Genomic DNA, 21,356 nt, shown 5'->3' on the forward strand with positions numbered 1-21,356 from the left:
CGACGTGGCAATCTCGTAGTTATACAGATCGCATATGCATGGGCTACGAGATTGCCGCACTGCACTACCCATGACAAGTTTCAAAAAAGGGTGTCATGCTGAGCCAGTCGAAGCATGGTGAGCAGGGCCTCTGCGCGCGCGCCTTCGACAGGCTCAGGGTGACAGCCTCCTTTTGTCATTTGTCCTTTAGAAGCCAACGGATTTAAATCACTCGCAATGACATTTTTTATTTGATTCTCTACTTCAACCACACCGTTTGTGTATAAGCACCATCAACAGCCGCATCCCAAACTTCAAGTCGTGCCCATTTGCGGCCTTTCATGTTCAACACTTTGCTAAATGTTTTTGTGCCGAAGGCTTGGGTTGAGGTAAGATCGATGCGCTCACGGTAAACCTGTTTACCATCACCTGAAATGATTTCGGCAAAATTGAGCGGGAATGTCCAGCTGGTTTTAAAGCTGATGGTACATTTTCCGTCGGCCTGGATGGCAATGGTCTCGCCGGATGAATGGCCATTTATTGTAAAATCCTCAATTAAAACTTCACCTGTGGTTGAAAAGAATTTGCCTTGTTCCAACACATCGAGCACAGGCTGCCAGCCATTTTTATATTCGGGCTGTTGGACAAGTTTCAGGTAGTTTACATTAAGGTGCGCGTACATTTCATTTTCGGGCTCGATGCTGAACAGATCGGCTTCAGAGAGTACTTTCTTTTTCAGCCCCCAGTTGTTCATATCGTCCATCAGGTCGAAAACACGTTTGCCCAAACGAGGTTCAGACAAATCAGCAGGCAAGGCTTTCCAGGCGGCTCCCAAAAATCTATCCGACAGGTAAAAACCTTCTTTTTTGTAAGCATCCGGAAAACCGGTGGAGCCTTTGGTACGGGCGTGAGCTGTCCAGGCCAGGCCTTTTTCAGCTCTAAGCAGGTTTAACATATCGGCCTTATCACCTATGTGATAAACTTTACCATGTTCAGCATCGGTACTTTCAAAAGGCGTACCGGCCTTACGCGACATGATCCAGTAAACCGGCTTTGGAAAAAATGCCAGCCAATGACCACCGAAAAACTCATTAGGTTCTTCGCCGGGCAGCAGCAAAAAGTTTTTATCGGATAAACGGTTACATTGATCAAACAGCGCTTTAAGTTCTTTAAGTCGTTGTTCATCCGGGCCTTTAGGGTGGGCGGTATAATGAAACTCGGCCAGGTGAACAATATTAATCCCCTGGCGTTTTAAAACTTTCACAAACGATGGACTATCAGGAACCGGCTTGCCCGCAAGCACCACACTCATGATAAACTCGTTATGAAAATGGCTTGCCATCGTTCTGTAACCGGGAAGTGGCTTATAGCTATCATCATGGGTAAATTGCTTCACATTATCCAACAATACCTCTGCTCCATCAGTACCCAGCAGGCAGAAAAAATTAAGCCGCTGTTTAGTTCCGGGAGGCGCATTAAACCAGGGTACGTAACGCTTGTCACCCTGTAATTCCTGCCGGATACCAAGCCCAAAGCCCGGAAGCAGGTTACGGTAATTATCACCGTACCATACAAACTTGAGGTTAAAAGCTTCCTCCAAAGGATAAAAATATTGGTGCGGCGCAGGGAACACGGCTATGCCTGCTTTGTCATTTGTGCCGATGATGGTACGGTATTTTACAGCAAGGTTTTTAGCAGTATCCGGCTTATTAACATCATTGGTTTGCAGGTGTTCATAAACATCGCTGTAGCTTACGGCTTTAATTGGCTGAGCTTTCGCTACCAAGCCTGCATCATACAAAATAGCCGTCGAATCAATTTGGGTTGATACAACTGCAGCAACGTTAAATAAGGGCTGCCCATTGTAAAGTGTAATTTCCAGATCGCCTTTAAAATTGGGAGCTTCCAACCCAGGCAAAGTAATTATTGTGCGCGTGCCCTTGCTGCTTACACTAATTGCGTTTTTATGAAAATCTACCTTATAAGAATAGTGCGGTTTAAGCGGCACCTTATCAAAAAAGATATTCCATCCGTTTTGGGAGATAAGATCGCGCTTACCTTCTGTAAGGATAAACTGCGGATCAACATTTTCAATCACCGGCTTGTAAACCTCGGCTTTACTTAACTGAACGCTGCTAAATAACGGCTCATCATTTTTCAAATTTAAAACAAGTCTGCCGTTACTATTTGCTCCCGCAGGCCAGGTTACCGTAACGTTTGAGGTATTTTCCTTTACACTTACGCCGGCTGCCGGTTTAAAGTTTTTATTGCCTGATACTTGCGCCTCGGCTTTAAAAAATATCAATGACAGAAAGCCGCAAAGCGCGAAATGTTTTAATTGACGAATCATATTATTTTTTATTTAATTACTACTGGCCAACCATTTTTATACTCAACAGGACTGATGCACATCACCCTGCCCTTTTCTTTATGGGCTATTTCGATAGCATGATAGGCTATAAATTTATTTCCCTTTTCATCAGTAAAAATAGAATTGTGGCCAGGAGCTGTATAAACCGCATCTTTTATTAAAATAGCACTATTGAGGGTTTTATCGCTTTCACCTAATCGTACAAACGGACCGAGCGGGTTATCTGCCTTAGCTATCATCACCGCATAATTTGCCCCGGCGCCGCAACAGTTATCGCCCGAATAATACAGGTAACAGGTACCGTTATCATAATCAAGCCACGAGCCTTCAACCAAATTGCTATAGCTTTTGTCCTTACCCGGATATACTACAGCTGTTGCAGCTGAACCATCAGCGAAATCCGACCAGTCATCCTTCATTTCCCTTACCCGTAACGGTTGAAAATCCGATCCCCAATAAAGGAAATGTTTGCCGGTTTTAGGATCAACAAAAGCTTTGGGGTCGATGCATTGAAAATCCGGGCCCTTCATAAATGGCGTACCCTTGTCTGTAAAAGGGCCAAGCGGATTGTCGGCATAAGCTATGCCCATCCATTTGCCGGTCAACTCGTTTGGATCGGCAGAAAAGAACATCACAAATTTGTTGAGTTTGGCATCGAAGAAAACATCCGGCGCCCAAAAGTTTTGCGTATTGGAGGCCCATGAAGGTTTTTGGGGCAAAGCGTCACCGGCGTAGGTCCAGTGCTCATGATCAGTTGACCAGGCCACCTGGATATTGATCATTTTCCCATCGCTTCCCGGCGATTGGGTTGCGTACGCGTAGTACTTACCATTATACCTGATCACCGTAGGATCGGGAAAATCCCTGTCAAGCACAACATGAATAAGGCCGCTATAAGGCGCTGCCTCCTTAGTTGGCTCAACTTGCTGCGCATGGCTGCGACAGGCGGTCATTGTAACTAACAGAACCAGCACCAGGCAATTAAAAAACTTGTTCATAGGTGTAATTGGTTTAAGGGTAGCATTAGCGAGGAACAAGCCTTACGAAGTTTTAAAAACTTCGTAAGGCTGCAATAAATGTGCTTCTCACGTATGAAAAGCACGTTTGTGTGATAGGTTAACGCGGGAGGCGAACAGGAACAGATGCGCCTCTATTTACAACATTGGTTTCCGAATCCGAAAATCATCTGCACATTGGCACATTTGGATTCCGCATATGCCGGATCTTATCTTCCGGTCAATTTCTTGATCAGGTTTGTTTCTTCAGGGATGTAGGCAGTACCATCCTTACGGAAAATATCATGGAACCACAGCTTAGGTTCTTTACCATCAGGCATTGGGGTATCCCAGGCGTAAATGGTATTGGTTTTACCGCTTACAAAACCCCAGTTTATAGCACCCACATTCTCTTTTTTGAGCATTGGCAATACCGTGCCGAACAGACTGTTGCGCGGGCGGGCCATATACTCGGTACAAATCAACGGGCGACCGTTCATTTTCAAAAACTGCACAGTTTTCAGGTGTTCAGCTTCAGGGGTATAGTCATGATAAGTAATAACGTCTGAGTTAGCTATCTGGAATTTGTTCAACTCTTCCAGATCCCAGCGCCATACGCCTGCACTAACCGGCTGACTTGGGTTTACCTGCCTTGCCCATTTGAAAACGCTTTTTAACAACGGCAAAGTTTTGTTGCCTTTATCCGAGTTGCCCGGCTCATTGTACAAATCCCAAAGCAAAATGCGTTTATCATTGGCAAAACGCTTCAATACATCTTTCACATATTTTTCAAGCACAGGAGAGTTAGCCGCATTGTCAGAAGCCGGTTGCCCCGGATCCTGCATCCAGCCCGAGTTATGAATTCCCGGTTTTGGTTCAGGTTGCTTACCTGCTTTAGGTACTTTGTTCCAGCAATCATCAAAAAATACAAACATGGTTTTAACGCCATGTTTACTTGAAATGGCCAGGTATTCGTCCATGCGTTTTTTGAAACCTTCGGGATCCTGCTCCCAGGCTAAATGATGCAAAAATACGCGCATTACATTCATGCCGATACCTTGCGCATAGCCTAATTCTCTATCTATTGTTTTTGGATCGAAAGTATCAGCCTGCCACATCTCTAACTGGTTGATAGCGGTACTTGGTATAAAATCGGCACCTACCAGCCATTGCTGCTGCGCGTACCATGTTTTTGCCTTCGCCTCAGACCATACCTGTGCCGGCGCCTTTTGCTGCGCCATTACCCTCATCCCCAATGGCATTGCCAAAGCAAGCGCCAATACTTTTAATTTTGTTTGCATTTATCTGTGTTTAATAGTTTAATTCCTGTTTTTGTTTTTTAATTCCCCTCTTGAGAGGGGGTGCGTTGGATGGTGTGATGGCAGGGGTGTGTTTCTGCATCGTTTATCGTCTATTGGAGAAACACACCCCTCCGCCCCTCTCAAGAGGGGAATCGCACAGCCCTTTCTTTTTGCTTTTTATTTCTACAAGCTGCCACTCGGCTGGAGCCGAGCGGCGGCTAATATTTTCTTACTTCTTCTTTACCAGCTTCCCTTTTATCATCCAAATCTCCGTCCCTTTCCCAAACGCGTTGGTTGATGTTAACGCGATGATAGTATCATCATTAAGCACACACAACGCATTCCAAAGCCCGTGTTTATTAAGCGGAATATTGAATGGCGTTGGTACACTCGCAAAATCCTTAGCATCATTGTTACCCAAAGCTACCTGCATACAGGCCTGTTCCCAGTTATGGTTGCGGTTTTGGGTACTTTGGTATGACAGCACCGTTTCGCCGCTGTGCAGTTGCCTTAAATAAGGCGCACCTGCATAAACCGTATCCTGCAATTTAGGTATGAGCGCGTATGTACGTTCGGCATCATCGGAGCCTACTGTTTTTTGCCAATTTTGGCCGATACTATTACGAATGATGGATGGCTTAAAAGTTGCGCCGGCGTTATCCTCTATCGAAAACGCGATCTCATTTTTTCCTTTCAGAAGGATGGGCACCGGCATGCCATCCCTATGGCCAGGTCTGAAGGATACTATTTCAGGGTGTTTTGTCCAGCTTAAGCCGTTATCCTTCGACCTAAATATGGAAATATTCTGCTCGTTTGATTTGGTGTAAACACCCTCGTTCGAAAAAAACAACTGGATCTCGCCCGATGGCAATTGAATCTGCGACGATTCCCAGCAGCCATCATCAAAATTGTAGCGGGCTTCATAAACCAAACGCTCATCCGTCCAGGTTTTGCCCTTATCGTAACTTTTTTTTGTGCAGATGGCAAATCGTTTAGTGGTATCCCAACCGCCGTTTACCTTATGCGGGCGTGGGTTGTATGACGCCAGTAGCGAGTGATCTTTCAGTTCCAATATCTCGGGCACTGCCATGTTCACCCCCGGCGCCGGTTTGGCAATTACAACGGGTTGATCCCAGCTTTTACCAAGATCATTGCTTGTAATACATTCAATGCCACCGGCGCTTTCATAAACACAAAACAGGCTGCCATTACTTAGCTGGACCATGCGGGCGTAATTGCCGTTCTTGTTACCTACCTGTTTTAAAGTGGTTTGATCCCAGGCAATAGTTTTATTATTAACGGCATAGTGTTGCCCCAGAACCATCACCGGGGCAAACACACCCATTAACCAAATGAATATCTGCCGCATAACCAATTATATTCTTTTTATTTCTGTAGATACTTTATTTGACGTCGGCCAGCCAGAAACTAAATGGCTTATCCCTGTCGCATACCAACGTTTCACCATTAAACTCCAGTTCGGCTGCATGGATGGAGGTGCGCTTGGTTGTGTAGCTATAAGCGCCATCGGCATCAAGCCCACCATCTTCAAAATGCTTTTTACGGCCGGGATGCGTGAAGTAAATGATATAAGCATGCCCATCACTCACTACCACATCGGCATGGGCCCCTGTTGGCGTATCCTCCGGCCGATGACCTGGCTTATCCAGCACCAAACCCTGGTGCTCCCATGTTTTAGCGTCTTTTGAACGATAAACGCGTTGCCCCTGCCACTCGTCGGTGATCATCCAGTAATAATCTTTAAACCGGAAGATCTTAGGGCCTTCATGCGCGCGGCCTTCAATGGCGGGTTTATCGTCTGCTTTCCAGTTCACGAGATCGTTACTTTCAGCGGTCATGGTGATGCTACCCAATTTTTGATCCTTGTACCACATATGCCATTTACCATCAGGCATTTTCATGAGCGTTGGGTCGATGATATTATGATCGGGCAAATTTAGCGGCCCTTCATATTTCCAGTCCCACAGGTTTTTACTGGTATAATGTACCAGGTGCGAATCTCCGCCCCACTGGCTATACACTCCTGGGATATATACCACAAACATGTGATAAACGCCTTTGTCAAAAGCTACATCGGGAGCCCAAAAAGTGTTTTGCCCGCGTTCATGCTCCAGGTTTAACGCACCGCGGTATACCCAGGTATGCCCATGATCTTTCGAGGTAGCAACACCTATGGCAGTACCATAACAAAACGCCACTCCCGGCGATTGTACGTTGGCCCGGCGCTGGGTATATAACATGGTCCACTCTTTTTCGGCTTTGTTATAAACCAATACCGGATCGGCGGCGCCATCGTAAATTGGATCACGATAAAGCGGCGATGGCGGCTGATTTTTAATCGCGGCATCCTGTGCTACGGCAGTAAAACCAGCCATCATCATTAAACCGCAAACTATTCCTTTTATCATGGATGTATCTCTCATTTATTCAGCAACAGGAAAAGCCGAAATCCTTAACCTTGCACCGCCCATAGGTACCAAAGTAAGCTCTTTAGCCGGCTCTTCTGTTTTTACAGGACTTTGTGGCAACACACCGCATAAGCCTGTTTCATCTATCTTCCAACCAAGGATTTGCTTTCCTTTAGCTTTCAGTTCAACAGGCGCATTAGCATTGGTGAATGGATTATTATCCTTTGGCCATGTGCGGTGAATAACTTCTATTGATTTTTCAGGGTGCTGCTCATCTATCAGCAAGCCATAGTTCCATGGTGATGCGGCATAGATATTATAAGAAGGCCACTTTTGAGGATCGGCACCTGGTTGCCAGTGCGAATCGCCCTGTGCATCTTTCAGGTTATCACCCTTCGTGTACTGCTCCTCAATTTTCAACGAATAAGTAAGCGGACCATAGCTAACACTTACGCTATTTTTGTTTTTAGCCCATTCCTTCACTTTCAGTTGCATTGGCAATTGCAGGGTTACCTTATCGCCGTTTTTCCAGCTTTTTGCTAAACGGATATAATCGCCTGTTGAGGTATTTACATCTACAGCAACACCGTTAACTTTTACCGATGCGCCTTTGCACCATTCAGGGATGCGCAGGTAAAGCGGAAAATCAACTGCTTTTGAAGTAGTAACCGTAAAGTTGATCTGATCCTGGAAAGGATAATGACTTGTTTCGGCAATGCTTACCGCGGTGCCATTACCAACTTTTGCGTTAACCTTACCTTCCGTGTAAAGCAAAGCGGCTACACCGTTATCAGGGGTAGCCATCCAGCTGTTTTCGGCATAATATACCCAGCCTGCGGCGTGGTTATGCTGGCAGCAACGGCTGCCGAAAGGGTTCATCATTAAAAACGGACCTTCATTGGCTATACCCGGATGGTGGTTTTTACCATCGCTTACCACCATGTTGGGTGCAGTTAAATAGCGCAAAGCACGATAATCGGGCATAAAGGCCGCAGGGAAGGTATTGAAAGCAACATCTTCGCAGTTCTCGGCCCAGAAACGATCGCCGGTATTGCCTAATAGCATCTGGTCGGATGTCATTTGCTCCACCAAACCACAGGTTTCGACTGCCTGGCGCGGATCGTCATATCCTTTACGTGCATTTTCATCGGCCCCAAACATACCACCCGGAACCTGGCCATAAATATCGCGGATCAGTTTAAAATCATTGTATGTAGCATCCAGATCTTTTTTATCATGACTTTGCAGATAATAAGTTGCCGGCTCGCGGAAACATTGGGCCACGTTAACATTATGCCAGTTGGGCAGGTTATTGGCCTGGCGCCAGTCGGCAGTGTTTTTATCAAGTTTGGTAGCCAGGTCAAGCAAAAACTTATCACCGGTACGATTGTACAGCCAGTAAACACTCAGCATGTTATCGCCACCGCGGCTGTTCTCCCAATAATCCTTCAAAAATTTACTATCAGGTACCGATAGCTCATATTTGAAATATTTGGTCATGAAAGGGATAACCCTTGGATCTTTAGTGTACTCGTAATATGATTGCAGGCACCACAGCATTGGCATGTTAGTCCACAAATCGCGGTTACCATTATGTTCAACTGCCGGACCGAAATCGCCGTTATCGCGCTGATTATTCAATACAGCATCAATCCAGAATTTGGTTTCGGCTATCATTTTCTTATCCTTCAGCGTATAAGCTATATCAGCATAACCTTTTAGCCAATAAGGCAGTTCTTCCCAACCGTATTCGCCTTTACCTTCTTTATTAAGCCAGGCATTATTTGTTTTTGAAAGCCATACGCTGATCTCACCCAAATTACCGGTTAAACCGTCGCGCTGCAGCTCCAGCATCTTCTTCAGCCAGCCACCGGCTTCAATGCTACCGGTAGGTAGTTTGGCAAAATATTGTCTTTGCAGTGGGGCGCGGTTATTTACATAAAAAGCATTTGCACCTTTGTTATCAACTGTTGTAACCGTAGTTGCTTTCACGCCCTGAGCGTTCACCGTTGCAAAGCCTGCACATATCATCGCTACGGAAAGACAAACTTCCCTGCGCATTAATTTTATACTGTTTTTGATAGTCATACGTAAAGATATTATTTCACCAATGCAGGATCATACAGTTTGCTGTTGGCCTTTTGTAACAATTCAACAGGCATTTTAATCACTTTACGATCATAAGTCATAAAGCCGTTCACTTCGCCTTCCACATCTGTTGTTTGGGTGTATACCGCTGCCGAAAGACCAACTTTTATCAGCTCTTCCAACCTATCAGTAAAGGTTGAATACCTTTTAAACAGATCGTCACCATTTTTAAAGTTTTGATAGCCCCAGTTTTTGTTTGCCTGCCAGGTATGACCATCAACAGGCCAGCCAAGGCCACCAAACTCGCCCAATACAACGGCTTTAGTTTTGCCGAAGATCTCGGGACGCGGCATAGCCGGGTGCGGATAATTATGCAGATCGACAATGTTACCGGTATCATAGAAGTTACCGCCACTCGCGCTGTTTACCAAACGTGACGGATCTTTTTTCTCGGTCCACTCGGTAATTTCTACAGTTTTGAACTGCCCCCAAGCCTCGTTGAACGGGGTCCATACAACAATGCAAGGATAGTTGTATAATGAATTTATAATGGCATTCCACTCTTTGCGGTAATAGCCTTCTGATTCAGGGGTACGTTGCTGATCGGTAGCGCGGTCAAGCACGCCCGGACGGTTTTCCCAGTGGTTGCCTAAATCGCCGCTTGGCATATCCTGCCAAAGCAGCATACCTGTTTTATCGCAATAAGCATAGTAACGTGCCGGTTCAACTTTAATGTGTTTACGGATCATGTTAAAGCCCATTTCTTTAAGCTTATCAATGTCAAAGCTCATGGCCTCATAAGTTGGCGGGGTGTATAAACCATCGGGCCACCAGCCCTGATCAAGCGGGCCATATTGAAATACGAATTTGTTATTTAGCAACATGCGCTGGATGCCGTTAGCATCGGCACCAAGCGAAATTTTACGCATGGCAAAGTAGCTGCCTATCTCGTCAACGGCTTTGTTGTTGCGGATAACGGCAACTTTCAGATCATACAAAAACGGATCAGTAGTTGACCATAAGTGCTGGTCTTTAATATCAAGCACAGCGGTTTCACCGGCATCAATAGTTTTTTCGGATACAAGGGTTTTGCCGTTCCAGGCGCTGATCTTCAGCTTATCGCCCGGCTGGCTATTGGAAACTTCGGCAGATACCGATAGTGTGTGATCGTCAATATTGGGGGTTTGTTTGGTGGCTTCGATATGTGTTTTAGCTACACCTTCCAGCCAAACAGTTTGCCAGATCCCGGTAACTGGAGTATACCAGATACCTTCGGGCTTTTTTACTTGTTTACCACGCGGCTGCGGACCATCATCTGTCGGGTCCCATACGCTTACGGTAATATCTTGTTTTGAACCGCCTTTTAAATAAGGGGTAATGTTAAATGTAAAAGGATCAAAGCCGCCTTCATGGATGCCGGCACTTTTACCGTTTACAAATACTTCTGTACGCCAGTCAACCGCGCCAAAATGCAGCAGTACGTCTTTACCTTTTAATGTTTTATTTAAGCTGATGGTGGTTTTATACCACAACATGCTATCCTTACCAACAGTTTTACCAACACCAGATAGCGCCGACTCAACCGCAAAAGGCACCAGGATCTTTCCCTCATATTTAGCCGGCCCTGTGGTAGCCTTAGGAACTATGGCATAGTTCCATAAACCATTTAGGTTTTGCCAGTTGCCGCGTACCATTTGCGGACGGGGATATTCGGGTAGAGGAGCCTTAGGGTCAACCTTTTCGGCCCATGGGGTGGTGATCTTGTCTTTTATCAAATGCCATTCGCCTTGCTGTGCATTGGCAGACAGATAGGCAGAAATGAAAAGAGACAGGCAAAGCGATAGTTTCTTCATCAGTTAAATGGAGTGTAAGGATATTATGTTAGTTAATGATGCAGGGAAAGAAAAAAGGCCCCCGCTGTAACGGCAGGGGCCGATAAATTATTGTAGAGTTACTTTTGATACCGGTGAGAAGATTAAATCTTCAACTCCGGCAATCTTTAGACCTATACGTGCAAATACGTAATTTTGAGTAGGTACTATATTGGGTACATCAAAGCTAAGGCTAAGATTATTCATGCTTGTAATGGCCGAGCCTGCAATTGATGGCGGATCGCCATCGCCCAAACGGTAACCGCCAGACACAAACTGTGTTTTGTTCACATATAAATAAACACGATCAATGTTTTTTGCATTAGCATCAGTGATTACTTTCTGTATATCAAAAGTAGCAGTTACTTTTCTGCCGATTGCTGTAAACTTGGCATTTTCTACCAGGTAATAAGGAGTTACGTCAATATCAACTGTTTGGCTACCTTTTAAGTTTACGGTTAAGCTATCGCGGGTTCCGGCTGGCAGTTCTTTCCACATAAACGGCCCCTGGTTTGCAGGGATAGTAAATTTGTAGGTGCCATCAAACAATAACTGCGCGTAGTTACCATCAGGATCAAAGGTTCCCTGTATGGCTGATTTTGTTGCAAAACCAGGCTGATATATTTGGTAAGGGACAGCGTTATACTCAACGTTTATAGCTTCGCCTTTGTAAACCAACCTACCGCTCAGTCTCGATGTGGGCGCATCGTAATTGTCTTTCTTACAGCCCGAGGCAGCAAGAAAAAGCCCTATTAAAATATGATGAAACTTGATTTTCATAAACACTTTTCTTTAACTCTTATTGATTTGGTTGTTTAACAATTTTCGGGTTGGCTGCTATAACATCGTCACCGATGCGTGAATAGTAGTTACCCAACAGGAACCTGTTTGAACCTGTTACCGGCGAAGGTTTTGTTTCCTTAAATATCCACTTTCCGTTGTTAACATCACCCGGATTATAATATTTATATGGCCACAAGCCGAAAGGTTGCGTGCTACGTTTAGTTGCTTTACCAATATTGGCAACCAGATCAGCAACAGACATTGAGTTACCATCCCAAACGGCATCAGCAATTCTCCAGCGTTTCATATCAAATAAGGTATGGCCTTCAAAAGCAAGTTCAACACGGCGCTCATGAACAATACGGTCAAAATAATTAGCTGCAGTAAGCACCAATGGTGTGGTAAGGCCAGCCCTTAAACGCACCTGGTTAATATAGCCTGAAGCCTCTGCATAATTGCCCAATTCAGCATCTGCTTCGGCGGCATTCAGCAATACTTCGGCATAACGATAACGAATAAAGTTAACATCACTGCCACGGCCACGACGACCAGAACCTACAGTTGGGTCAAGGTATTTACGGATATAAAAACCAGTTTGGGTACGGAATTCCGCGCCGTTAACCGGGCCGTCTTTACCCACTACCTGTACCTTGCCCAAGCCCGGAACATCCTGTGTAATGGTAGCATCACTGCTTGATATAACAGTACCGTTACCTAATTGATAACCTGCATATACCTCGGTACGTTTACCTTTAAATAATCCGTTTGGCAATAGTACGGTACCAGCAAGCCTTGCATCACGGCCGGCAAACATATCTAACTGATCGGTATAGTAAATAGGGTTACCTGATCCATCTTTAGTTGCCATTGGGGCATAGGAATTGTCAAGCTTTTCAAACGCCTCAACCAGGTTAAGCGATGGGTTTAACCTTCCGGCATCCAAACCTTCGTCTGAAATTGAGAAAGGCTGATCGTTAGTGGTGAAGCCGTGGGTTTTACCGCCGTTAGCCTTGAAATCCTCAACCCAGATTGACTCAGAGCTACTTTTATCAAGGAACAAGTTGGCAAAGTTGTCGCTTAAATCAGGTAATTGTTTGTAAAGCGAATAATTACCGGCTGTGCCTGATATGATTTCTTTAGCAGCGGCAAGCGCTTTAGTGTAATAACCGGTAGCAGAGCTGGCCGGGATACCAACTTCTCCGCCTGGCAGTGTTACCTGCGGGGTTGAAGCTCCGTATTTAGCTATTGAAGCGGCATATAATGCTGCCCTTGATTCCATGGCCAATACAGCGGCTGGGGTAGCCCTTGATTTTTCAGAAACGTTAACCGGCAATAAACCCTTTATTGCTTCTGCCTCACTAATGATAAAGTCATAAACTTCTGATTCTTTTGCACGCGGGATTTGTAAAGATTCAACGTTGCCAGAAAAATCATAGTTAAGTGACTTGGTGATCAGCGGTACACCGCCCATTCTTTTTACCAGTTCAAAATAATACTGGGCACGTAAAAAACGGCCTTCAGCAATAAATTGATTTTTTTGTGCATCGGTTAGTTTGGTAGCTGCGGTAGCACGCTCAATAAATAAGTTCAAATCGCGAACATATTTATAATCCCATGTACCCCATGAGCCAAAATCCCAGCCTGTACGCTGTACTATATAATAGCTTCCGTTTTCTGAAGGGAATGATTCACTGAAATCAGCAAATGATGCCCAGCCGTTATCCAGACCAGAAAAATCATAAACACGGTTATATAAATCAGCAAGAATAGAAAGTACAAGGTTGGGGTCGGAGAATGCAACATCTGAAGTTACCACCTGCTTGGGGGGTACATCTAAAAAAGCACTGTCTTTTTTGCAGGCCCCTGTAACTAACAGGAGTGCAAATGTTGATATTATGGTTGTTTTTTTCATTTGGTTTAAACTTGAGGGATCAATTAAAAGGTTAAATTAACACCAAAGTTGAGCACCTTGCTCTGTGGGAATTGTAACCCGTTATCATCCGTTGTTTCAGGGTCAACGCCAAATTGTTTCAGGTTATCAAACGAGAACATGTTGTAGGCGTTAACATAAAAGCGTGCTCTCTTGATCTTCACTTTAGCAAGCAGCTGAGTAGGCAATGAGTAACCTAACTCCAATGTACGTACCCTCAAATATCTTACACTGTGTAACCAGAAAGTTGAGTTACGGTCATAATCGCTGTTGGTAGTACCCGGGTTAACCCTGTTGGCAGGATATTTACCTGGTACCCATGCACTGTTTATATCAAACGGATCTGTACGGTGGTACCTGTCTTCAAATATGGTATTTAAGTTACCGTTGTTTTGGAATGCCCACCTTGTTTCATAATTCTGAAACCAGGTATAGCCCGCACCGCCTGAAAAATCTGCGTGGAAATCAAAGCCATGATAAGCAGCACCCATAGTGAAACCGAAGTTGATATTTGGCTGTTTACCGTACCCGTAACCAATAGGACGCGTATCATAACCGTCAATCTTGCCGTCACCGTTCCAGTCTTTGTACATTAAATCGCCCGGAAGCATTGTCCTGTTACCCTGACCATCATTGTTGATCTTGTAATTGTTGATCTGCTCGATAGATGAGAACTGACCTACAACAGTATACCCCCAATCAATATTGGCGTAGCGATTGATCGCCGAACCAAAATATTGTTCTAATGAGTTACCGAAATATTCGTTCCTGAATACAGATTTTTGACGTGAATAAGAAATGTTACCACCAATGTTATAGCTCACTTTTCCAATCTTGTCGTTCCAGTTCAATGAAAACTCACCACCTGATTGCGAGTCACTGCTTGAGTTTTCTGCAGGTAACGAATAACCTACTTCAAGCGGCAACACCAACTTAGACGGCGGGCCGGCCAAACCGGTACGTTTACGGTAGAAATAGTCAATAACACCACTCAACCTGTTGTTAAGCATGGTGAAGTCCATACCCACATCGGTCATTTTACTTTTTGACCATGAAATATTGGTTGTTACCAAACCTTTATCGGTTGCAGTAACGATAGCATTACCGTCGATAATAGCGGTACCTGCGTTGTAGTTATAGCCAGGCAGGTAAGCATAAGGTGTAACAATTGGATTAGCAGCGTTATTAGGATCGCGGTCATCACCCAATACACCATATGATGCACGAATTTTCAAGTCGTTCAGGAAGCTATTTTCGCCAAGTAGTTTCTTCATGAAACCTTCCTGGGTAACGCGCCAACCGATAGATCCGCCCGGGAAGTAGCCTACGCGTTTATCGGGTGCAAATAAATAAGAAGCATCACGCCTTCCTGAAAACTGGAAGTAATACTTGTTATCGTAGTTGTAATCAAAACGACCGATATAACCTGTACGGGCTTCTTTATTATCGCTGTCCTGGTATTGATCGGCAGTTGGGAAGTAAATAAGGGGCAAATTGTTTGATACCGGAGAAGCGTGGATCCAGTTACGTAAATGCTGTAATTCAATACGTTCAGATACAAATGTTGCACCTATGGTGTGTTTACCAAAAGTGTTGTTGTAGTTAATTTGCCACTGATAAGTTTTAGCAAATTCCTTTTTCTGCTCGCGTTCACGCCAAGGGTTAGTACTACCACCGGTTACATCATAAGTATCAGTTGCAGGGCGGTAAGTATATGCGTTATAGGTATACTCCTGGTTATTAAGCAGGTAATCAGCAATATAATATGAATACAAACCTTTTACCATCAAGCCTTTAACACCCGGAACCTGGTATTCGGCAGCAAAATTGGTTTGTAAAACGCGCCAGTCGCTGTGGTATAAGCCTGATAGCTTCTTATTAAGGAAAGCATAATTTGATTCGGTATGGCCAATATCATTCAGGTAAGCCGGATTATCGTTTGCATAAGGGCGCTCAAGCGGCGTATTTCTCAATACAGCAAAACGTGCCAGGAAGTAATCGTCCTGGCCCGGAACACCTGGGTTTTCCCGCGTTTCGATACGGCCGTTAACGTCCATACTAACCTTTAAGCCGTTAGCTACTTTTAATGATATGTTTGACTGGATGTTTGAACGGTTGAAAAGATATTCTTTACCTAACTGGGAATTTTGATGCAGATTGGTTGCAGAAACATAGTAATTTAATTTATCTGTACCACCGGTAAAGTTAATATTAGCCGAATTTTGAGGAGCATTGTTGTTAGCTTTCAAAACGTAATCGCGCCAGTTAAAGCTTTGGTAACCTTTTTCGGTACCGGCTTTATACTTGTCAAGATCGGCCTGGGTAATAGTGGTTGAACCGTTGCTGTTAACCTGTGCATCAGCTAAATAACGCATGTAATCATACGAATTGGTTAATACGTTAGGGAAACGATAAAAATTCTGGTAACCGGTGTAAGCATCAACATTGATCCTTGATTCGCCCGAACCTTTTTTGGTAGTTACCACAATAACACCGTTAGCAGCACGTACACCGTAAATAGCAGCAGATGCGTCTTTCAATACCGCAATGCTTTCAACATCGTTGGGAGCAAGGTTATTGAACTGACCTTCATCCTGTTGGATACCATCAATTACAAATAGAGGCGATCCCATGTTACGGATCTGGATGGCGGCGCTGGCACCCGGCCTGCCTTCTGACTGCCTGAAGGTTACACCCGGAATTTTACCGGCAAGCGTGGTACTAACGGTTGAACCCGCGTGCACACGATCAATGTCCTTACTGGTTACGCTGGAGATAGCGCCTGTAATAGAGGCTTTCTTTTGCGAACCGTAACCTGTAACCACAACCTCCTGTAAGGATGAGTTGGTTTCGCGAAGCCGAACTTTTAATGTTGTTCTGCCTTGCAGGCCAATCTCCTGTGCAACATAACCGATGTAAGTAAACGTCAGTGTACTGTTTGCTGTAGGCACATTGAGTGAAAAGTTACCCTGAGCATCTGTCGTTGTTCCACCTTGCGTTCCTTGCACCCTCACCGCTACGCCGGTTAGTACCAGGCCGGTGGTGTCTGTCACAGTTCCTGTAACCTTAATTTTATTTTGTGCCGATGCACTAAACGAAAAAAGGAAACCGGTCATGATGAAAAAAGCGATTAGCATTACTTTTGGGCTCCACTTACTGGGCGGCCACTGTACATGAGGGTTTCCCCCATGCCTGAGTAGTAAAAATTTTCTCATAAATGATCTATTAATTGGTTAAGTTTTGATTTTAAAAATGTACAATTGACATATCTAAAATCATGTTGTAAAGAAAAAGGATTTTGGCCCCGGCGATTAACCAAATCATATCAATACTTAGTCAAAACGTATCAATTTTCAGGAGGGTAAAAACGCTGCAACAGATTGGCTATATTTGCTTTAAGCTGATTATTTTGAAACCACTATATACATTTTTATTACTTTTTATAGTATCATGCGGCATTTGTAATGCCCAAACGTACTACTTCAGGCATTACCAGGTTGAACATGGTTTGTCACACAATACCGTTTACTGCAGCCTGCAGGATAAGCGCGGTTTTTTGTGGTTTGGCACCAAAGACGGGCTCAACCGCTTTGATGGTTATACCTTTAAAACTTTCAGGCATAACCCTGCCGATAAGAGCACGTTATCCAACAATATGGTGCATACCCTAAGCCTTGATAAAGAGGGAGCACTTTGGATAGGCACCGACGAAGGGCTTGATAAGTATGATCCGCAATCAGAAACATTTGCGCATATAAATACAGCCAACATTAATGGTGTACGCAGTATCACTTTTGATGAACACAATAACTGCTGGTTTATAGCCGGTGCATCACTAATAAGGTATAACACTAAAACCACCGAAAAAACTGATTACTGGCCCTGGCAGCACTTTGAGGCAACTTCTGTAATTATCATTAATGGTACTGTGTGGGTGTCTGCATCGTCGGGGGTGATGGAGAAAATGGATCAGGCAAACCGTACATTCACTTCTTATAACCTGTTTAAGGCTACAGATAATGTAACCTCAAAGTTTATTGAGAAGATTTATTATGCCGGCAACAATAAAATATTTGTGGCTACCAACAGTCATGGTTTTAAAGAGTTTGATGCCGAAACCGGCGTATATGTCGACCTGCTTAACTACAATCCGGATAAAACGGCAATTTATGTACGTGACTTTTTAAAATACAGCGATACCGAATACTGGATAGCAACAGAGTCGGGCGTGTTTATTTATGATACGGTAAAAGGAACATTCCTTAATCTCCGAAAGCATTTTAATGATCCTTATTCAATATCAGACAATGCCGTTTATTGCCTTTACAAGGATTCGGAAGGCGGGATTTGGGTAGGCACTTATTTTGGCGGCCTCAATTATTATCCTAAACAATATTCAACCTTTAACAAATTTTACCCCGATACCGAGCCAAATTCACTTAAAGGAAACGTAGTACGTGAAATTAACAAAGACATATACGGCAACCTGTGGATGGGCACCGAAGATAACGGACTTAACAAATTAGCACCTGATAAACATACCTGGACCCACTACTCACCCGGAGGGCACGCCAGCATCTCCAATACCAACATTCACGGCATATTACCTATAGGCAATGAGTTGTTTGTTGGCACTTTTGAACGCGGCCTGGATGTCATGAACATAAAAACCGGTATGGTTGAACATGTTTTCCTGGCAGGTAACCGCAGTAACGACCTTAAAAGTAACTTCATAATTTGCTTTTGTAAAACCAGGGGCGGGCTCATATTTGTTGGTACTACCCGGGGCTTATACAGGTATAACTTAACCACTAAAGATTTTACCCTGATAGATAAGTTACCTCCCTATGATTTTATTTATGCCATAACCGAAGACCATAATGGTAAAATATGGATTGGCACCGTGCGCGATGGTATTTACTGTTACAATCCGGCAAACAATACAAGTACTAAGCTAAACTATCGTTATCCCGTTAAAAACGTACTTAACACTACCACAGTTAACGGTGTTTTTGAAGACAGCAACCACAAATTATGGTTTGCTACCGAGGGTTTGGGATTATGGAAATATGACCCGGAAGCTGATAGCTATAAGTTTTATGACAGCAATAAAGGCTTTCCAAGTAATTATATTTTCCGGGTGGAAGAAGATGGTCATAAAAACCTGTGGATCAGCACTACGCGAGGCCTTGTCTGTTTCAATCCGGCTACAGAGGCTATTAAAATTTATACCAAAGCAAATGGTTTGTTAAGCGATCAGTTTAATTACAACTCATCTTTCAAAGATGCCGATGGTACCATGTACTTTGGCTGCGTGCGTGGTATGGTTAGTTTTAATCCTGCCGATTTTAAAATAAACCACTTTATTGCTCCTGTTTATATAACCGGTTTCCAGGTACACAATAAAGAGATCTCCGTTAACGGTGCCGATTCGTTGCTCAGCCAATCTATCATTAGCACAAAAAAAATAAACCTCAACCATAACCAGTCGTCATTTAGTATTGATTTCGCAGCATTGAGTTTCCCATCTCCCGAAATGACCCAATATAAATATATGATGAAAGGTTTGGATAAGGGCTGGACCGAACTTAAACGCAATCGTAAGGTTTATTTTACCCAATTGCAGCCAGGCCATTACACCTTTGTGGTAAAAGCTGCGGGTAATAACGGCATCTGGAATCAAAAAGAAACAACGCTTGAAATTAATATAGCACCACCTTTTTGGGAAAGTGTTTGGGCTTATATTGCTTATTGCATGTTGTTTTTGCTGACCGGTTACTACCTGCTGAGAAGCTACCACCGCAAAACCCGCGAAAAAAACAAACGCATTATCGAAACCCTTGAAAATGACAAGGAAAAACAGATCTACAATGCTAAAATTGAGTTTTTCACTAACGTAGCTCATGAAATCCGCACGCCGTTAACCCTTATTAAAGGGCCTATGGAAAAGGTGATCAGGAAAGCCGAACATGTTCCGGAGATTCAGAATAACCTCAAGATCATGGAAAAAAACACCAACCGGCTGCTCGACCTTACCAACCAGCTGCTTGATTTCCGAAAAACCGAAACTAACGGCTTCAGCCTCAGCTTTGTCAGAACAGACATCACCGATTTGCTTGCCGATACCTTTTTGCGGTTTAAGCCCATGGCCGAACAAAAGAGCCTCAGTTATACATTCATACACCCGGTTAAAACTGTTTATGCCTATGTGGATATTGAAGCATTCACCAAAATTATAAGTAACCTTATTAATAATGCTATTAAATACAGCACATCTGATGTTGAGATCGAATTGGTTGATCAGCCTGTTAATGATTCTACTTTTACCATAGAAATAAGGAATAGCGGCAACCTGATCCCTTACGAGATGCGCGAAAAGATCTTTGAGCCTTTCTTCAGGATGAAAGAATCGGAAAAGCAAATTGGTACAGGCATTGGCCTTTCTTTATCGCGCTCCTTAGCCGAATTGCATAAAGGTTTATTAGTGTTGAATAAATCTATTAACGATTTTAATATATTTAACCTTACTTTGCCTGTTCACCAGGAAAAAGAATTCGACCTGCATATTACCCCCGATGAATATGAACAGGCAGACCTAAGTAACAGAGAGGAGAATATTGACTTTATGAAACCAGTTATACTTTTAGTGGATGATAATCCCGAAATACTTGATTTTATTTCGGATGATCTGAGCGACAAATATTCGGTTATTAAAGCTCTTAACGGACAAGAAGCGCTGGATATGATAGCCATCGAAAACATCCAGCTTATTATAAGCGATGTAATGATGCCCGGAATAGATGGGTTTGAACTGTGCAAAACCATCAAAACTAATTTCGATTACAGCCATATACCTATTATATTACTTACTGCCAAAAACACCCTGCAAAGTAAAATTGAGGGCCTGGAAGTTGGTGCCGACGCTTATATCGAAAAACCATTTTCGCCCGAGCATTTGCAAGTGCAGATAGCAAACCTGCTCATTAACCGCAATAAGATCAAAGAACATTTTGCAAGTTCGCCGCTTGCGCATATCAAGTCGATGGCGTATTCAAAGCCCGATGAAAGCTTTTTGGATAAGCTCAACGGCGTTATTTACAAAAACATCCAGAATGCAGAGCTTGATGTAGAGCAGATAGCTAACCTCATGAACATGAGCAAACCAACCTTATACCGCAAGGTTAAGGCTATCTCCAACCTTACCATTAACGAACTCATCAATATCACCAGGCTTAAAGCCGCCGCCCAATTATTAGAAGAAGGCGATTATAAGATTTATGAGGTAGCTAACATGGTAGGTTACAGCTCACAATCACACCTGGGCCGCAATTTCCTGAAACAATTTGGTACTACGCCAACTGAATATCAGGCTGCTAAACGGAGTAAGATAAAACAGGTTTAATTTAGCCACGCAATCAATTAAACGGACAAAAGGTTCTAAAAATCCCCTCTTGAGAGGGGGCGCGTAAGATTGAGCGGTAGCAGGGGTGTGTTTCTACTGTATGCCTATCAAAGCAGAAACACCCCCCTCCGCCCCTCTCAAGAGGGGAATCGCACAAGCCCGTGCTTTTTTTAGTTAATGATTATGCCTTGTACGCTTGAACCTGCG

11 protein-coding genes are annotated in these 21,356 nt (G+C 43.8%); 1 reads left to right on the plus strand and 10 read right to left on the minus strand.

Translation table 11 applies throughout. From position 1 onward, the window contains the following. Positions 1 to 238: 238 nt before the first annotated feature. The 10 genes from BMX50_RS27920 to BMX50_RS27965 form a co-directional block, all read right to left on the minus strand. Positions 239 to 2,329 (minus strand): CehA/McbA family metallohydrolase domain-containing protein, encoded by a 2,091-nt coding sequence (locus BMX50_RS27920; RefSeq protein WP_091218418.1) that lies wholly within the window; start codon positions 2,327 to 2,329, stop codon positions 239 to 241. Positions 2,330 to 2,337: 8 nt separating this feature from the next. Continuing rightward, the gene (locus BMX50_RS27925; protein ID WP_091218421.1) at positions 2,338 to 3,348 is read right to left on the minus strand and encodes a glycoside hydrolase family 43 protein; all 1,011 of its coding nucleotides are present in this window, start codon (positions 3,346 to 3,348) and stop codon (positions 2,338 to 2,340) included. A gap of 227 nt (positions 3,349 to 3,575) precedes the next feature. After that, positions 3,576 to 4,646, minus strand: a complete 1,071-nt coding sequence (locus tag BMX50_RS27930; protein ID WP_208864818.1) for a cellulase family glycosylhydrolase — start codon at positions 4,644 to 4,646, stop codon at positions 3,576 to 3,578. A 229-nt stretch (positions 4,647 to 4,875) separates the two neighbouring features. Beyond that, positions 4,876 to 6,015, minus strand: coding sequence for a sialidase family protein (locus BMX50_RS27935; protein WP_091218424.1), 1,140 nt, complete (start codon positions 6,013 to 6,015; stop codon positions 4,876 to 4,878). Between the two features lie 34 nt (positions 6,016 to 6,049). Continuing rightward, on the minus strand, positions 6,050 to 7,090 hold the full coding sequence (locus BMX50_RS27940) for a family 43 glycosylhydrolase (RefSeq protein WP_244281121.1): 1,041 nt from the start codon (positions 7,088 to 7,090) through the stop codon (positions 6,050 to 6,052). Next, positions 7,091 to 9,163 carry a beta-L-arabinofuranosidase domain-containing protein gene (locus BMX50_RS27945; protein ID WP_244281122.1) on the minus strand — a complete coding sequence of 691 codons (2,073 nt, stop codon included), beginning with the start codon at positions 9,161 to 9,163 and terminating at the stop codon, positions 7,091 to 7,093. 11 nt (positions 9,164 to 9,174) lie between these two features. Then, positions 9,175 to 11,016 carry a glycoside hydrolase family 2 protein gene (locus tag BMX50_RS27950; RefSeq protein ID WP_091218431.1) on the minus strand — a complete coding sequence of 614 codons (1,842 nt, stop codon included), beginning with the start codon at positions 11,014 to 11,016 and terminating at the stop codon, positions 9,175 to 9,177. Between the two features lie 87 nt (positions 11,017 to 11,103). Next, positions 11,104 to 11,814, minus strand: a complete 711-nt coding sequence (locus BMX50_RS27955) for a DUF3823 domain-containing protein (protein ID WP_091218434.1) — start codon at positions 11,812 to 11,814, stop codon at positions 11,104 to 11,106. 19 nt (positions 11,815 to 11,833) lie between these two features. Then, positions 11,834 to 13,729 (minus strand): RagB/SusD family nutrient uptake outer membrane protein, encoded by a 1,896-nt coding sequence (locus BMX50_RS27960; RefSeq protein ID WP_091218436.1) that lies wholly within the window; start codon positions 13,727 to 13,729, stop codon positions 11,834 to 11,836. A 23-nt stretch (positions 13,730 to 13,752) separates the two neighbouring features. Continuing rightward, a complete protein-coding gene (locus BMX50_RS27965; RefSeq protein WP_244281123.1) occupies positions 13,753 to 16,962 on the minus strand; it encodes a SusC/RagA family TonB-linked outer membrane protein in 3,210 nt (1,069 codons plus the stop codon). Between the two features lie 194 nt (positions 16,963 to 17,156). Here BMX50_RS27965 and BMX50_RS27970 point away from each other — a divergent pair, with 194 nt between their 5' ends. After that, positions 17,157 to 21,149 (plus strand): hybrid sensor histidine kinase/response regulator transcription factor, encoded by a 3,993-nt coding sequence (locus tag BMX50_RS27970; protein ID WP_244281124.1) that lies wholly within the window; start codon positions 17,157 to 17,159, stop codon positions 21,147 to 21,149. Positions 21,150 to 21,356 lie beyond the last annotated feature (207 nt).

This window comes from Mucilaginibacter gossypiicola (assembly GCF_900110105.1).
Classification (GTDB): Bacteria; Bacteroidota; Bacteroidia; order Sphingobacteriales; family Sphingobacteriaceae; genus Mucilaginibacter; species Mucilaginibacter gossypiicola.

What these genes read in the sequence shown, in the direction of transcription:
- BMX50_RS27920 (WP_091218418.1), bottom strand. Translation starts at nt 2,329, where the DNA reads ATGATTCGTCAATTAAAACATTTCGCGCTTTGCGGCTTTCTGTCATTG.
- BMX50_RS27925 (WP_091218421.1), bottom strand. Translation starts at nt 3,348, where the DNA reads ATGAACAAGTTTTTTAATTGCCTGGTGCTGGTTCTGTTAGTTACAATG.
- BMX50_RS27930 (WP_208864818.1), bottom strand. Translation starts at nt 4,646, where the DNA reads ATGCAAACAAAATTAAAAGTATTGGCGCTTGCTTTGGCAATGCCATTG.
- BMX50_RS27935 (WP_091218424.1), bottom strand. Translation starts at nt 6,015, where the DNA reads ATGCGGCAGATATTCATTTGGTTAATGGGTGTGTTTGCCCCGGTGATG.
- BMX50_RS27940 (WP_244281121.1), bottom strand. Translation starts at nt 7,090, where the DNA reads ATGAGAGATACATCCATGATAAAAGGAATAGTTTGCGGTTTAATGATG.
- BMX50_RS27945 (WP_244281122.1), bottom strand. Translation starts at nt 9,163, where the DNA reads ATGACTATCAAAAACAGTATAAAATTAATGCGCAGGGAAGTTTGTCTT.
- BMX50_RS27950 (WP_091218431.1), bottom strand. Translation starts at nt 11,016, where the DNA reads ATGAAGAAACTATCGCTTTGCCTGTCTCTTTTCATTTCTGCCTATCTG.
- BMX50_RS27955 (WP_091218434.1), bottom strand. Translation starts at nt 11,814, where the DNA reads ATGAAAATCAAGTTTCATCATATTTTAATAGGGCTTTTTCTTGCTGCC.
- BMX50_RS27960 (WP_091218436.1), bottom strand. Translation starts at nt 13,729, where the DNA reads ATGAAAAAAACAACCATAATATCAACATTTGCACTCCTGTTAGTTACA.
- BMX50_RS27965 (WP_244281123.1), bottom strand. Translation starts at nt 16,962, where the DNA reads ATGAGAAAATTTTTACTACTCAGGCATGGGGGAAACCCTCATGTACAG.